Origin of the sequence: Amycolatopsis heterodermiae (assembly GCF_034929455.1) — a bacterium.
In the GTDB taxonomy this organism is placed as follows: domain Bacteria; phylum Actinomycetota; class Actinomycetes; order Mycobacteriales; family Pseudonocardiaceae; genus Amycolatopsis; species Amycolatopsis heterodermiae.
This window is the reverse complement of record NZ_JAYFSI010000012.1, coordinates 137,743-151,842: the sequence shown is the minus strand read 5'-3', so window position 1 is coordinate 151,842 and position 14,100 is coordinate 137,743. Positions and strand designations below refer to the sequence as shown.

At 71.0% G+C, this 14,100-nt stretch carries 13 protein-coding genes and 1 tRNA gene; 7 read left to right on the top strand and 7 right to left on the bottom strand.

Features of this window, described 5'->3' with window-relative positions; translation table 11 throughout:
* Positions 1 to 37: 37 nt before the first annotated feature.
* Positions 38 to 1,129, bottom strand: a complete 1,092-nt coding sequence (locus VA596_RS38350; RefSeq protein WP_323333960.1) for a dihydrofolate reductase family protein — start codon at positions 1,127 to 1,129, stop codon at positions 38 to 40.
* 55 nt (positions 1,130 to 1,184) lie between these two features.
* Here VA596_RS38350 and VA596_RS38345 point away from each other — a divergent pair, with 55 nt between their 5' ends.
* Entirely contained in the window at positions 1,185 to 1,457 is a 273-nt protein-coding gene (locus tag VA596_RS38345) for a hypothetical protein (RefSeq protein ID WP_323333958.1), read from the top strand.
* A gap of 371 nt (positions 1,458 to 1,828) precedes the next feature.
* Here the strand turns inward: VA596_RS38345 and VA596_RS38340 are convergent, their stop codons facing one another.
* The 3 genes from VA596_RS38340 to VA596_RS38330 all read right to left on the bottom strand — a co-directional run bounded on the left by VA596_RS38340 (position 1,829) and on the right by VA596_RS38330 (position 5,802).
* Positions 1,829 to 3,061 carry an aldehyde dehydrogenase family protein gene (locus VA596_RS38340; protein ID WP_323333957.1) on the bottom strand — a complete coding sequence of 411 codons (1,233 nt, stop codon included), beginning with the start codon at positions 3,059 to 3,061 and terminating at the stop codon, positions 1,829 to 1,831.
* A 300-nt stretch (positions 3,062 to 3,361) separates the two neighbouring features.
* Positions 3,362 to 4,135, bottom strand: a complete 774-nt coding sequence (locus VA596_RS38335; protein WP_323333955.1) for a M50 family metallopeptidase — start codon at positions 4,133 to 4,135, stop codon at positions 3,362 to 3,364.
* Between the two features lie 755 nt (positions 4,136 to 4,890).
* A complete protein-coding gene (locus tag VA596_RS38330) occupies positions 4,891 to 5,802 on the bottom strand; it encodes a DNA-3-methyladenine glycosylase family protein (RefSeq protein ID WP_323333953.1) in 912 nt (303 codons plus the stop codon).
* Positions 5,803 to 6,033: 231 nt separating this feature from the next.
* On the opposite strand from VA596_RS38330, the gene VA596_RS38325 reads away from it, so the two are divergent.
* The 3 genes from VA596_RS38325 to VA596_RS38315 all read left to right on the top strand — a co-directional run bounded on the left by VA596_RS38325 (position 6,034) and on the right by VA596_RS38315 (position 8,784).
* Positions 6,034 to 6,342 carry a methyltransferase domain-containing protein gene (locus VA596_RS38325; protein ID WP_323333951.1) on the top strand — a complete coding sequence of 103 codons (309 nt, stop codon included), beginning with the start codon at positions 6,034 to 6,036 and terminating at the stop codon, positions 6,340 to 6,342.
* On the top strand, positions 6,339 to 7,661 hold the full coding sequence (locus tag VA596_RS38320; RefSeq protein ID WP_323333949.1) for a M20 family metallopeptidase: 1,323 nt from the start codon (positions 6,339 to 6,341) through the stop codon (positions 7,659 to 7,661). The genes VA596_RS38325 and VA596_RS38320 overlap by 4 nt, the downstream gene beginning before the upstream one ends.
* 109 nt (positions 7,662 to 7,770) lie before the next feature.
* Entirely contained in the window at positions 7,771 to 8,784 is a 1,014-nt protein-coding gene (locus tag VA596_RS38315) for a S1C family serine protease (protein WP_323333947.1), read from the top strand.
* 119 nt (positions 8,785 to 8,903) lie between these two features.
* Here the strand turns inward: VA596_RS38315 and VA596_RS38310 are convergent, their stop codons facing one another.
* Positions 8,904 to 9,269, bottom strand: a complete 366-nt coding sequence (locus VA596_RS38310) for a DUF3224 domain-containing protein (protein ID WP_323333945.1) — start codon at positions 9,267 to 9,269, stop codon at positions 8,904 to 8,906.
* A gap of 73 nt (positions 9,270 to 9,342) precedes the next feature.
* Positions 9,343 to 10,869 (bottom strand): helicase HerA-like domain-containing protein, encoded by a 1,527-nt coding sequence (locus tag VA596_RS38305; protein ID WP_323333943.1) that lies wholly within the window; start codon positions 10,867 to 10,869, stop codon positions 9,343 to 9,345.
* A gap of 114 nt (positions 10,870 to 10,983) precedes the next feature.
* Here VA596_RS38305 and orn point away from each other — a divergent pair, with 114 nt between their 5' ends.
* From orn to proP, 3 genes are all read left to right on the top strand, one after another.
* Complete coding sequence (gene orn, locus VA596_RS38300; protein WP_323333942.1) at positions 10,984 to 11,592, top strand: oligoribonuclease; 609 nt, start codon at positions 10,984 to 10,986, stop codon at positions 11,590 to 11,592.
* Between the two features lie 74 nt (positions 11,593 to 11,666).
* Positions 11,667 to 11,742 (top strand) — tRNA-His (locus VA596_RS38295).
* A 139-nt stretch (positions 11,743 to 11,881) separates the two neighbouring features.
* Positions 11,882 to 13,288 (top strand): glycine betaine/L-proline transporter ProP, encoded by a 1,407-nt coding sequence (proP, locus tag VA596_RS38290; RefSeq protein WP_323333940.1) that lies wholly within the window; start codon positions 11,882 to 11,884, stop codon positions 13,286 to 13,288.
* Here the strand turns inward: proP and VA596_RS38285 are convergent.
* The gene (locus tag VA596_RS38285) at positions 13,285 to 13,983 is read right to left on the bottom strand and encodes an alpha/beta fold hydrolase (RefSeq protein ID WP_323333938.1); all 699 of its coding nucleotides are present in this window, start codon (positions 13,981 to 13,983) and stop codon (positions 13,285 to 13,287) included. The two genes, proP and VA596_RS38285, sit on opposite strands and share 4 nt — an antisense overlap.
* Positions 13,984 to 14,100: the final 117 nt, after the last annotated feature.

Sequence of the window (14,100 nt, the reverse complement as noted above, 5' to 3'; positions counted from 1 at the left end):
AGGCCGTCCCGGGTTCGCCCGGGGCGGCCTTTTCGCATCAGAACTGGAGGTGGGTGTTCTCGCGCTGGACCTCGGGGGTCAGCGCGGGCACCTCGACGACGTGCCGCCCGGCGTGGCGCAGCAGCTCGGTGCCCTGGGCGTCGACGAAGACGGGTGGCTCGCGCCAGGCGAACACGACCCGCGGGATCCCGGCGTCGAGGATCAGCTGGGTGCAGCTGCGGGGATGGGAGCTGCGGTTGCTGCACGGTTCGAGCGAGCTGTACACGGTCGCGCCGGCCAGCCGGGGATCGCCTGCGCACTTGGCCAAGGCGGCTTCCTCCGCGTGGTTGAGCGGATCACCCTCCCCGGAATGCCCGGTCGCGATGACCTCGCCCTTGGCGTCGACGACGACGGCCCCGACCCGGAAGGTGTGGCTGGGCGGACATTCGGCGGCGAGCGCGATGGCCTCGCGCAGCCGCCGGACGTCCCGGCCGGTCGGCTCGTCGGCCGCGCGGTATTCGAGGATCGCCATGCCGGTGAGCTCACGGGCGCCGGTGAGCCGCAGCGGCCGCGGGAAGAGCCCGGGCCCGACGAACCGCGGCGCGTCCGGCTGCCCGACGAAGAACGGCGCGATCGCGAGCCGCAGCTCGTCGGCGAGCCCTTCGGCGAGGAACCGCGTGTGGATGCCGCCCCCGCCCTCGACCAGCAGGTTCTTGATGCCGCGCGCCCCGAGGTCGTCCAGGACCCGCCCGAAGTCGGGCGGATCCCCGGCGTCGACGACGGTGGCGACCTCCTTGAGCGCGTCAGCCGCCCCTGGTGGTGCATAGACGATCTTTTCGGTGTCGCCGACGGTGAAGAACTGCGCGTCGGGGTCGAGGCCGCGGGTGGTCAGGGTGACCTTGACCGGCTGCTCGGGTTTCCCCTGCTCGAGGCGGTGCCGCCGCAGCTCGGGCGACCGCACGAGCAGCCGCGGGTTGTCGGCCCGCACGGTCCCGGCCCCGACCAGGATCGCGTCCGCCTCGGCCCGCAACCGGTCGACGATCGCGAAGTCGTCCTCAGTGGACAGCACCAGCCGTTCGGGTGACGTGTTGTCGAGGAAACCGTCGAGCGACTGGGCGGCGGAGAGCAGGACGTGCGGCCGGTCGATCACCCGGCCCAGTATGCCGGGCCGTAACGGCGCGGGCGATCGGGACGTCCTAGGAACCATGACCACGCGAGGCTGGCAGAAGGAGCGGACGATCACCACGGTCGACACGGTGGGCCGCCGGGTAGCGGTGACGACCGGCCTCACCCGCGACCCGGAGGGCCGCCTGGTGGCGGTCATCGCGGTCGGCGACGGCCCCACGGCGATCTTCCGTCACCTCAACGACCTCGACGACCGCCCGGAACTGGTGACCAACGCGGCCGACACCGCAGCCGACCTCCACACGATGACGGGCATCGCCCCGGTGCGCCAGCTCCGGCGGCGCCGCACCTAGGGCCGTCGGTTTCGCCCGCGCCGCAGTGCGGCAACTGCGACGGCACCGCCGCTGGAACCGCCGGTTTCGCCCCCGGTGCAGTGCGGCAACGCCGACGGCACCGCCGCTGGAGCCACCGGTTTCACCCACGGCGCAGTGCGGCAACGCCGACGGCACCGCCGCTGGAGCCACCGGTTTCACCCACGGCGCAGTGCGGCAACGCCGACCGCACCACACCTAGGACCGCCGGGCTTCGCCAGCGCCGCAATGCGGCAACTCCGACCGCACCGCCGCTGGAGCCACCGGTTTCGCCCGCGGTGCAGTTGGCGGCGGCACTGTGGTGGCATCGCCGCCAGGGCCGCTGGTTCGCCCCGCGGTGCTTCGGCGGCCGCTCAGGCGGGCAGGACCGCGTACTGGCGGACGTAGAGGTCCGTGTACGTCACCGGGCCGCGGGGGCCAGGGACCTTGTCCAGGTTGATGCCGGTTTCCGGGACCGCGAGGAGCTTGAAGCCGTCGAGGAGGCGGGTCGGGGCGTTCCAGAAGACGCCCGTGCCGGTGTAGCCGTCGAAGAACGCGTCGGCGGCGGCTTCGTCCTCGGTCGCGATGCCCGCGGCCAGGCCGGAGGTCTGCTCGTTCGCGATCTCGACGGCGTCGGCGAGGGCACCGACCGTGGCGACCGTGACGGTCGCCTCGCGGTCGGAGTCCAGGGCCCACTCGTAGCCGATCGCGTGCTCGTGCGGCGCGAGCGACGGCGTGACGCCCCGCTCGGCCAGCGCGTCGGCGATGCCCGGCCAAACGTCGTCGTGGATGCTCTCGTGGATCAGCAGCAGGTTCAGCCGGTTGCACACACCCAGCCGGTCGAGGCTGGCGAAGACCAGGTCGCGCGCCTTGGTGACGTCGGCGCCGCGGTCGACGTACAGGACACCGCCGCCGTCGGCGTGCGCGAGGGTGCGGACGCCGTGGACCGCCGCCTCGGTGGCGAGGGCGCGGGTGCTGTCACCGCTGCCGCGCAGGATGACGAGCGGCACCAGGTCCGGCAGCCGCACCAGCGCGGAGGCCGCCTCCCGTTCCACCCGCGGCACCAGCTGGACGCAGTCGGCGTCGATGCCCGCTTCGGTGAGCGCCGGCGCGATGACGACGTCACGCAGCCGCTGCGCCGAGCCGAGCGCGGCCGAGCCGGTGCGCAGCACGCCGGCGTTGCGCGACTTGACCAGCTGCGAAGCGACGTCGACGGTCACGTTCGGGCGCGCCTCGTAGTTCGCGCCGATCACGCCGACTGGAAGGCGCCGTTCGACCAGCCGCAGCCCGCCGTCGAGCGTGGACACCTCGACCGAGCGCTCGTGGTGCGGGGCGCCGGCGAGCAGCCGCAGCTGCTCGGCCATGCCGGTGAGCCGCTCCGGGGTGATGGTGAGCCGGTCGAGCAGACCGGCGCTCATCCCCTCGGCCGTCGACCGCTCGACGTCGGCCCGGTTCGCCTCGAGGATCTCGTCCCGCTGCGCGAGCAGGCGTTCGGCCATCCCGCCGAGGGCGGCATCGACGGCCTCCGCACTGGCAGCGGCGAGCGACGGCGCGGCCAGCTTCGCCGCCCGTGCGCATTCCTCCACGGCCTTGGCGACCTCGTCCATCGTTCGGCTCCCTCCGGCGACCAGCGAGAGTCCAGTTTGCCGCATGGCCCCGGCCCGGTGGCCAGGGGCTCCGCCCCTGGCGACGAGCGGCGGCCGACCGCGACAGACAGCACCGCCGCCCGCAGGCCCGAGGACGTCGGCCGCCCCGCGCCGACCGGCCGACGCCGCACCACGGTCCGGGCCGCCGATCTGCGTCACCCCGACCGACGACACCACGCCGCGTTTCGCGGGCGTCCGCGATCACCGGACCCGACGACACCACGCCGCAGTCTCGCGGGCGTCCGCGATCGCCGGTGCCGGTCAGGCGGCCACGGGCTCCAGCAGCCACAGGCCACCGGCGATGAGGCAGCTGACCGTCGCCACCGCGAACACCAGGACCCACAGCACCGGGGGCACGGCCGTGAGGCGGCCGAGCTGGTCGGCGTCGGAGTCGCGGGCCTGACCGCGGCGGCGCTTGGTCTGCAGCTCGATCACCGGCCGCACCCCGCCGAACAGCAGGAACCACGTCAGCAGGTAGCCGAACGGTGCCTGGACCTCGACCGGCGCGACGAAGGCGACGAGCGCCAGCACGACCGCGCTGACGACGACGGTGAACACCCCGTAGGTGTTGCGCACCATTACCAGCACGCCGAGCAGCAGCAGCGCGACGAGCACCAGGACCGTGTCGACCAGGTCGTTGCCCAGCAGGCTGGCGAACACCAGCCCGAGCACCGACGGCGCCAGGTACCCGGCCATCGCGGTGAACGCCATCCCCGGCCCCTCGGGCTTGCCGCGCGAGACGGTGACGCCGGACGTGTCCGAGTGCAGCTTGATGCCCTGGAGCCGCCGGCCGACCAGTACGGCGGCCAGCGCGTGCCCGGCCTCGTGCACGATGGTGACGACGTTGCGCGCCCGCCGCCACGGCGTACCGCCGACGAGGACCACCAGCAGCGCCACACCCCCGGCGATCAGGGTGATCATGGCGGGCGTCTGGGCCTGCTCCAGCAGCGTCCCGGCCGGGTCGGCAGCGGCCTGGAGGGCCACCGGGACGTCACGGGCCGTGCTGCCGAGCGCGAGTTGAACGGGCGAGCTCACCCGGACACCTCACCACAGGCGACATCTGGCTACGGTGAGTCCCCACCGCAGACGGGTTCCCGGCCTCCGGTATTGGATCGGATCGTCAGTACATCTCCTTTCTTCGGGTCGGGATGGTCGGCTGCGGGCGAGCATTCGAGGTCATAGCGCCTGGCGCAGGCCGCTGGGAACAGGAATCGCTGCCGACAACCGCACGAACGCCGCCGGCGAGGCTCGCCGGCCGAGCCCGCCCGGCCGCGGAAACGTCCGGTCGCGCCGAATGCACGGTCCGGGGTGTGCGCTCGGCGCTGCAGCCCCGAGGCGCACCGGCACGCCGTGAGCGACCACCCCGCCAACCGACGCTACTCGGCACGGCGCACACCGTCAGAGGACAGCCATAACCCAGCTCATCGCGACACCCGCTCGACTGTGCCCACCGCCATCCATGGAGACGACCGCAGTCAGCTCATCGCAACACCCCTCCGCAGCACGCACCAACCAGCGAGACAGCCGGACTCAACTCACCGCAACACCGCCAGGCGACACCCAGCGTCCGCGGAACAACCGAACTCAGCTCACCGCAACGCCCGCAGCACAGACCACCACGGAGACAACCGTGCTCATCTCGACACTGCTAGGCAGCATCCAACGTCCGCGAGACAGCCGGGCTCAACTCACTGCGACACCCCTCAGCAGCACACCGACCAGCGAGCCGGGCCCAGCTCACCGCAACACCGCTGGGCTGCACCGACCGTCCGTGGGGGCTGGAGCCCAGCTCATCGTGACTCCCGCATCCGCGCTTCTCCCTCCACTCGGAACAGGAAGGACGCCCAGCTTCGGAACGGTGCCCAGGACTCCGCGATCTCCGTCAGCTCGGCGATGCTCGCGTCCGGGAGGTGGTAGGCCTCGCGCATGATCTCGTGTAGGCGGCTCTCGCCTCGGGGGAAGGCGTCCGGGTGGCCGGCGCCGCGGATCAGGATCAGCTCTGCGCTGAAGCGGCCGACGCCCGGCAACTGCTGCAGCTGTTTGAGGGCGTCCTCCGCCGGCATTGCGCGCAGCGCTGCCGCGTTGAGAAGGCCGTCTGCCGCCGCTTGCGCTATTCCGCGCAGGCGCTGCAGCTTGTGGGCGGGCGCGCCCGGCAGATACTCGAGCTTTGCCAGCTCTCTCGGCGCCGGGAACGACGGCAGGCGTACGCCGCCGACGTCGACCTCTGTGCCGAGGCGGTCGGTGAGGCGGCGGCGCAGCCGCACCGCCTGGGTCATCCAGATGCGGTGGCTCAGCACCGCCCAGCACGCCGCCTCGTACGGCGACGCGAACAGGACCGGGCGCAGGCCCGGGTGCAAGTCCTGCAGCAGCGACACGACCGGATCGCGGTGGCCCGCCGCCGGGAACTCCGTGGCGTCGACGTCCAGCGAGCACATCCGCGTCACCTGGGCCACCACCGCTTCGGTGTGCTCCTCGGGGCCGTGGACCTCCACCTCGACCACACCCGGCGATCTCTGTCTCAGCAGCGCTCCCGCCGGCGTCCACACGCCGTCGACCGGGAACGCCATGCGGAGCGCTCCGGGCTCCGCCTCCGCTTGCCCGGCGGGCGCGAAGCCCATCAGGAACCCGGCGGCCGCGGCCAGGTCGAAGCCACCGTGGACCAGGATTTCCGTACTGGGCGGGGCCAGGGTCGAAGCTGTCATGTCTCCTCCTCGGAGCGTCGGATCGGAATCTCGCCGACGACGTTAGGAAGGGGCACCGACAATTTCCGGCCTCGAACGCCTGAGCCCGGCGTTCTTCACTCGGTCGGGTGACCACAGCTTTGACATACTGCCGGTATTCGAAAGGCGGGAGTGCCTGCATCGAAGGCTTCCTCGACCTGCTCGGCCCCGCAGACCAGGCCGGCCCGCCCGACCGGGATCACGCAGCGCCTGATGCGCACCACCCTGCTCCCGCAGGTCTACGAGCGGTACTGGCATCCCGCGCTCGACGTCGCCTGCGGCACCGGCCGGTTCACCCGCGCGTTCGAGGAGGCCGTCGGCCCGGGCGGGCTCACGATCGGCCTGGACGGCGCGCGCACGATGCTCGCCAAGGCGGCGGCCGAGGGCGGCCCGGGCACCGTCGCGTACCTGCGCGCGGACGCGGTGCGGATCCCGCTGCGAGCGTCCACTGTGGACGCCGTCTGCTCGTGGCGGGCCGATCGGCGCGAACTGTCGGGGGTGGCGGTTAGCATCGCCCCATGACCCACGCAGATCCCGTCCCGCCCGACGACAGCTACCTCCGTTCCCTGGTCGAAGCCACGGCCGAAGCGGTGGCGGCGGCCGAACCGCTGCCGTCGGCGCACACCGGCGCGGACGAGGCGACCCGGGCCGAGGTGACCGCCGCGGTCGAGCGCAGCTCACCTGATCTGGTGGCGTTGAGCCAAGATCTGCACGCCCACCCCGAGGAGGGCTTCCACGAGCACCGCTCGGTGCAGGCCCTCGCGGACCTCCTGAAACGTCATGGCCACGAGGCGACCGTCGGGGTGGGCGGCCTCGACACCGCGCTGCGCGTGAGCACACCGGAGCGGGACGGCCCGCACATCGCCGTCCTCGCGGAGTACGACGCCTTGCCCGGCCTCGGCCACGCGTGCGGCCACAACGTCATCTGCACCACCGCCGCGGGCGGCTTCCTCGGCGCCGCCACGGTCGCCGAACGGCTCGGAGGGCGCGTCAGCCTCATCGGCACGCCGGCCGAGGAAGGCGGTGGAGGAAAGGAGATCCTGGCGCGCGCGGGCGTCTTCGACGACGTCGACGCGGTGATCATGCTGCACCCGTTCAGCCACGACGTCGCGCTGCACCCGTTCCTGGGCCGCCGTCAGCTGGAGATGGTCTTCCACGGCGTCGGCGCGCACGCTTCGGCCCAGCCGTTCATGGGCCGCAACGCGCTCGACGCCGCGGTCGCCGCCTACCAGGGCGTCTCGGCGCTGCGGCAGCAACTCCCGCAGAGCGACCGCGTGCACGGCGTGTTCAGCGACGGCGGTGCGAGGCCGAACGTCATCCCGGCCCGCGCCGCGCTGCTGTTCTACCTGCGCTCCCAGAACCCGGAGACCCTGCGCGACCTCGCCGCCCGCATGACGTCGATCGCCGAGGGCGCGGCGGCGATGACCGGCTGCGGCGTCGAGCTGATCTGGGACGCCCAGGCCGCCTACCTGCCGATCCGGTTCAACACCGCGCTCGCCGGGCGCTGGTCGGTCAACCAGGCCGGCACCGGCCGCAAGCCGCTGCCGCCGGGCATCGTCCCGGAGTCGCTCACCGGGTCGACCGACCTCGGCAACCTCTCCTACCGGATGCCGGCGCTGCACCCGATGCTCGGGATCTCCGGCCCGACGGTCGCGTTGCACACCAAGGAGTTCGCGGCCGCGGCCGGCTCGGAGACGGGTGACGCGGGCGTGCGTGACGGCGCGCTCGGGCTGGCCCTGACCGCCGCGGACTACCTCGGCGACGCCGAGCTGCGGAAGGCCGTCCACGACGAGTTCGAAGCCGCGGGAGGTGCGCTGGACGTTCCGGCCTTCTTCGACTGAGGCGCACGGAAAGCCTGAGAACCGCCTGAGTTTTCTCAGCTGATTCTTCTCAGCAAAGCCTGAGGGATTTCCACAGGTTGTTCACAAGCACAGGCGCGAATCTTGGTTCATGACCGAGAACGAGAGTCGGCCCGGCCCCGCCTCACCCGGTGGGCACCAGCCGCACCAGAGCACCCAGCAGTACGGGCCGTACGCGCAGTACGCCTACCACCAGCAGGCGGCGCCGAACCCGCTCTTCACCCCGCAGCCGCCGCCGGCGCCGCAGGCGGTCAAGAAGCCGCGCAAGGGCGGCCGGGTCGCGATGCTGGTCGGCGCCACCGCGCTCGGCGCGGCGCTGGTCGGCGGGGTCGGCGGCGCCGCGATCGTCGGGCTGACCGCGACCTCCGCGGACGGCACGACGTCGGTGAGCGCACCGGCCGCGAGCGGGCAGACGGTCTCCAACAGCACCTCCGGCGACGTCAGCGGCGTCGCGGCGAAGGTGACGCCGAGCGTCGTCCAGATCAACGTCACCACCGACCAGGGCGAGGCGATCGGCTCCGGCGTCATCCTCACCGCGGACGGCCGGATCCTCACCAACGCGCACGTCGTCGACGGGGCCCAGAACGTCGTGATCACGACGTCCGACGGCACGAAGTACCAGGCCAGCGTGGTCGGCGCGGACACCAAGGCGGACATCGCGGTGGTCCAGGCGAAGAACGCGAGTGGCCTGACGGCCGCCAGCCTCGGGGACTCGAGCAAGCTCGCCGTCGGCCAGGAGGTCGTCGCGATCGGCTCGCCGGGCGGGCTGCAGAACACCGTCACGACCGGCATCGTCAGCGCGCTGAACCGGAACCTGTCCGACATCGGCCAGGGCGGCCAACAGCAGCAGCAGTCGCCGTTCAACCGCACCTCGAACCAGACCAGCGACTCGCCCAGCTACACCGCGATCCAGACGGACGCCTCGATCAACCAGGGCAACTCCGGCGGCGCGCTGGTCGACGCCAACGGCAACGTGATCGGGATCAACTCGGCGCTCTACAGCCCGACGGCCTCGGCGAACGGCTCCGCGGGCAGCGTCGGGATCGGCTTCGCCATCCCGATCAACGACGCCAAGAAGATCGTCGACCAGATCGTGAACGGCTGACAGAGACGCGGACGGGCCGTAATCGGGGCGGCCCGTTCCCTCCCGCTTCGGGGAGCGGGAACACGGCGAAGGCCGTTTCGAGAGTCAATCGGGGGCTCTCGAAACGGCCTTCGCGCTGTCTACAGCTCGTACGTGAGCGTGAAGCTGTGGTCCGGCCCGATCTCGGCCGTGCCCGAGATCCCGGTCAGCTCCCCCGAGCCGGAGCCGGCGAGGATCTTCAGCGTCAGGCCGCTGTCGTCGGCCGTGTGGTGCAGGACGAACGCGCCCTTGCGGCCGTCGACCGAAACGGCGAGACGTTCGAAGGCGACGTACGCGCGCGAAGTCCCGTTGGACGCCGTGAGCATCTCGACCGTGCTGGTCCCCTCGACCGCGCCGGTGAACGTCTTGGCGATCGCCACGCGGGCGAACTCCGTGCCCGCGGCCTCGTCGGTCGCCTGCGGCTCCCACTTGTCGAGGACGAACGACGCGGTGGCGGTGCTGGTCATGGCTGGTTTCCCCTGTTCTTCGAAGGTGAGTGCCACCTTCGCAGCGATACCTGACAGGTCGCGTCAGGTTTTCTCAGCGCTTCCGGTTGCCGAACAGCCCGCGCGTGATCTCCCGGCCCAGCGCGCTGGCGGCGGACCGCATGAACGACTTCACGGCCGGGTTCTTCATCGCCGACTCCACGAACCCGGGCTCTTCCTTCTCCTTCTTGGGAGCAGGTTCAGGAGCAGGAGCAGCTTCCGGCGCGGGTGCGGCCACCTTCGCGGCCAGCTTCTCGTAGGCCGACTCCCGGTCGATCGTCTCGGCGTACTTCGCGTGCAGGTCCGACGAAGCGACCGAAGCGGCGACGGCCTCCGCGCCGATCGAGCCCATCTTCGACCGCGGCGCCCGCAGCCGCGTCCACGCCACCGGCGTCGGCGCGCCCCGCTCCGACAGCACCGTGACGATCGCCTCGCCGATGCCCAGCGACGTCAACGCCGTGTCGAGCTCGTAGAACTTCGTCTTCGGGTAGGTCTTGACCGTCTTGGCCAGCGCCGCCTGGTCGTCCGGCGTGAACGCCCGCAGCGCGTGCTGGATCCGCGCGCCCAGCTGGGAGAGCACGTTGTTCGGGATGTCCGTGGGCAGCTGCGTGCAGAAGAACACGCCGACACCTTTCGACCGGATCAGCTTCACGGTCTGCTCGATGCGCTCGAGGAACGCCTTCGACGCGTCGTTGAACAGCAGGTGTGCCTCGTCGAAGAAGAAGACGAGTTTCGGCTGGTCGAGATCGCCCTCCTCCGGTAGCTCCTCGAACAGCTCGGCCAGCAGCCACATCAGGAACGTCGAGAACAACGCCGGCTTCGCCTGCAGGTTGTCCAGCTCCAGCAGCGTGACGACGCCCTTCCCGTCGCGTGCGCGCATCAGGTCGTGGACGTCCAGCTCGGGCTCGCCGAAGAAGTCCTCCCCGCCCTGGGCCTCCAGATTGGACAGCGAACGCAGGATCACCCCGGCCGTCGCGGCCGAGACGCCGCCGATGCCCTTGAGGTCCGCCTTGCCCTCGTCGCTGGTCAGGTGCGTGATGACCGACCGGAGGTCCTTCGTGTCCAGCAACGCCAGCCCGCGCTGGTCGGCCCAGTGGAAGATCAGGCCGAGCGTCGACTCCTGCGTCTCGTTCAGCCCCAGGACCTTCGACAGCAGCACCGGCCCGAAACTCGTGATCGTCGCCCGGATCGGCGCGCCCTTACCGCCGGTCCCCAGTGACAGGAACTGCACCGGGAACGCCGTGCCCGCCCAGTCGTCACCCAGCTCCTGCGAGCGCTTCGACACCTTGTCGTTCGCCTCGCCGGCCGCCGCGAGCCCCGACAGGTCACCCTTGACGTCCGCCAGCACCACCGGCACCCCGGCCGCCGACAACTGCTCCGCCACCAGCTGCAACGTCTTCGTCTTGCCCGTCCCGGTCGCCCCCGCGACCAGGCCGTGCCGGTTCAGCGTCGCCAGCGGCAGGCGCACGGCGGCACCCGCGTCCGCCTGCCCGTCGATCACCACCGCGCCCAGCTCCAGCGCGGCACCCTCACTCGCATAACCGGCGGCGATCTCGCCCGCCGGGGACCCCTGCTCCGTCACTCGCGACTCCCCGATCTGTGTCCTGCACCACACCGCTGGCGGCCCCGCGAGCGTAAACGCGCCGTACGCGCAGGTAACGCACCTCTTGTCCCCGTGTCGGGTTAGGGTCACGAGGTGACCGACCGCCTAGTCTGGATCGACTGCGAAATGACGGGGCTCGACCTCGGCAAGGACGCGTTGATCGAAATCGCCGCCCTCGTGACCGACGCGGAGCTGACTGTGCTCGGCGAGGGTGTGGACATCGTCATCCACGCCGACGAGGAGAAACTCGGCGGCATGCCCGAGATCGTCCGCGAGATGCACGCCCACTCCGGCCTCACCGAAGAAGTGCGCCGCTCGGCCGTGAGCCTCGAAGAAGCCGAACGCCGCGTCCTCGAGTACATCCGCGAGTACATCCCCGAACCGGGCACCGCGCCGCTGGCCGGCAACTCCATCGCCACCGACCGCGGCTTCATCTCCCGCGACATGCCGGCCCTGGACGCGCACCTGCACTACCGCCTCGTCGACGTCTCCTCCGTGAAGGAACTCGTGCGCCGCTGGTACCCGCGCATCTACTACGCCAAGCCGGAAAAGGGACTGGCCCACCGCGCCCTCGCCGACATCAAGGAGTCGATCGGCGAACTCGACTACTACCGGCGCGTCGCCTTCGTCCCCCAGCCCGGCCCCACCAGCGACGAAGCCAAGGCCGCCGCCGCTGAGGTGCAGGAACAGCACCACGGGTAACCCCCTGGAAAACCGAGTGCAGGCACCCGCTACGATTGCTTCATCGAGGTGATCGCACGCGGTTGCCTCAGATGGTGGGCGTAGCTCAGCTGGTAGAGCACCTGGTTGTGGTCCAGGAGGTCGCGGGTTCGAAACCCGTCGCTCACCCCATCACCCCGGTTTGGTCGGGCCTCCGCGGCCCTTCACCGAGCTGGGGTTTTGCTTTTCCCGGCGTTCCGCCGTTGGTGGCAACCCTCACGACCGGATGGCTCAGCGTGCGAGCCGCCGGTTGCCGGTGCACCGTGGAGCGGTGGGAATTTCAGGGCCGAAGATCCGGGGTCGGAAGAAGAAGCTGCGGTACGAGGACATCACCGTCGTCGACCAATCGCTGCTCAAGCGGGCTGTGGGGGCCGCCGCGCTGGGCAACGCCATGGAGTGGTTCGACTTCGGCGTCTACGCCTACATCGCCGACACCATCTCCGAGGTGTTCTTCCCCGCGAGCGTCGCGCCCGGGGTGCGGCTGATCGGGACGTTCGGGGCGTTCACCGCCGCGTTCCTCATGCGTCCGCTCGGCGGGCTCGTGTTCGGGCCGCTCGGCGACCGGATCGGACGGCAGAAGGTCCTCGCCGTCACCATGATCATGATGGCGATCGGCACCCTCTGCATCGGCCTGATCCCGTCGTACACCTCCATCGGCGTCTGGTCGCCGATCCTGCTCGTGCTCGCCCGGATGGTGCAGGGCTTCTCCACCGGCGGCGAGTACGGCGGCGCGACCACGTTCATCGCCGAGTACTCCCCCGACAAGCGCCGCGGTTTCATGGGCTCCTGGCTGGAGTTCGGCACGCTGTCCGGGTACGTGCTCGGCGCGTCCGTCGTCACCGGCATGAAGGCGTGGGTCCCGCACGAGACGCTGCTCGACTGGGGCTGGCGGATCCCGTTCCTCGTGGCCGGCCCGCTCGGCATCATCGGCCTCTACATGCGGCTCAAGCTCGAAGAGACCCCGGCGTTCCAGAAGCACGCCGAAGAGGCCGAGAAGCGCGGCCGCTCCGGCGAGCCGTTCTGGAAGATGTTCACCGACTACTGGCCCGCGCTGCTGATCTGCGTCGGGCTGGTGCTCGTGTTCAACGTCACCGACTACATGCTGCTGTCGTACATGCCGACGTACCTGTCCGAGCAGCTGCACCTCGACGCCACGCACGGCCTGCTGCTGATCATCGTCGTGATGGTCGTGATGATGCTGATCATCCTGGTCGGCGGCCGGATCACCGACAAGGTCGGCCGCAAGCCCGTGATGATGGCCGGCTGCCTCGGTTACCTCGTGCTCTCGTGGCCCCTCATGCTGCTGGTGCACGACGGCGGCCTGGTCCTCACCTTCCTCGGCCTGATGGGCCTCGGCCTGCTGCTGCTCTGCTTCGAGGTCTCGATGCCGGCGGCGCTGCCCGCCCTGTTCCCGACCGCGATCCGCTACGGCGCGCTGTCCATCGCGTTCAACATCTCCGTGTCGCTCTTCGGCGGCACGACACCGCTGGTCATGCAGGCCCTGATCTCCTCGACCGGTCACGACTTCTGGCCGGCCTGGTACCTCATGGCGGCGGGCGCGGTCGGCGCGGTCGCGGTCTACTTCAGCCGGGAGACGGCGAACGAGCCGCTCTGGGGCTCGGGCCCGGCTGTCGAGACCGAGGCCGAGGCGCGGAAGCTCGTCCGGGAATCGGGCTAGGCCACCTCGAGCAGCAGGCCGGTCAGCTCGGCGGGCAGGGTGATCATGCAGTCGTGGCCGGTCGGCAGCTCCCGCACCCGCTCGCCGGGCGGCACGGGACGCCGGGTGATGCCTTCTGGACGGCCGGCGACGCAGTGGATGTGCGTGCGCGGGATCGCCCGCACCGCCGGGTCGTCCAGCCGCACCGGCTCCGTCAGGCAGCGCACCGGCTGGTCCGAGAGCATCTCGCGCAGCCAGGCGACGTCGTCCGGATCGGTGACCCCGAACAGGCCGAGCGGCGGCGGCAGCTCCGGCAGCGGCGGCACCCGCCAGCCGTCGACGGCCGCGTCGACGAGCTGCTTGCTGATCGGCATCACGTCGATCGCGGTTTCGCCGTCTTCCGGCACCATCGCGTCGAGGTAGACCAGGTGCCCGATCCGCCCGGGGACGCGGTTGGCCACGCCCGAGATGACCATCCCGGCGTAGCTGTGGCCCACGAGCACGACGTCGTCGAGCCGCTCGGCTTCGATCAGGCCGGCGATGTCGTCGACGTGGGTGCCGAGCCCGACGTCGGGCGCCAGCAGGTGGGCCTTGTCGCCGTAGCCGGTCAGGGACGGCGCGAACGCCCGGTGCCCGGCGGCCTCCAGCAGCGGGACCACGCGGTCCCAGCTGCGCCCGCTGTGCCAAGCGCCGTGTACCAGCAGAAATGTTGCCATGGTCGAGTGGTTCCTCCTCGTGCCTCGGTACCATTCGGTAACCGGGACCATCGTGATCCACTCGACGCGCACCGGGCAATACGGCACTAAATGGTGCCCCGGTTCTCAGGAGGTAAC

Coding starts and splice junctions, on each gene's coding strand:
- VA596_RS38345 (WP_323333958.1), top strand. CDS start 1,185: ATGACCACGCGAGGCTGGCAGAAGGAGCGGACGATCACCACGGTCGAC.
- VA596_RS38340 (WP_323333957.1), bottom strand. CDS start 3,061: ATGGACGAGGTCGCCAAGGCCGTGGAGGAATGCGCACGGGCGGCGAAG.
- VA596_RS38330 (WP_323333953.1), bottom strand. CDS start 5,802: ATGACAGCTTCGACCCTGGCCCCGCCCAGTACGGAAATCCTGGTCCAC.
- VA596_RS38325 (WP_323333951.1), top strand. CDS start 6,034: ATGCGCACCACCCTGCTCCCGCAGGTCTACGAGCGGTACTGGCATCCC.
- VA596_RS38320 (WP_323333949.1), top strand. CDS start 6,339: ATGACCCACGCAGATCCCGTCCCGCCCGACGACAGCTACCTCCGTTCC.
- VA596_RS38315 (WP_323333947.1), top strand. CDS start 7,771: ATGACCGAGAACGAGAGTCGGCCCGGCCCCGCCTCACCCGGTGGGCAC.
- VA596_RS38310 (WP_323333945.1), bottom strand. CDS start 9,269: ATGACCAGCACCGCCACCGCGTCGTTCGTCCTCGACAAGTGGGAGCCG.
- VA596_RS38285 (WP_323333938.1), bottom strand. CDS start 13,983: ATGGCAACATTTCTGCTGGTACACGGCGCTTGGCACAGCGGGCGCAGC.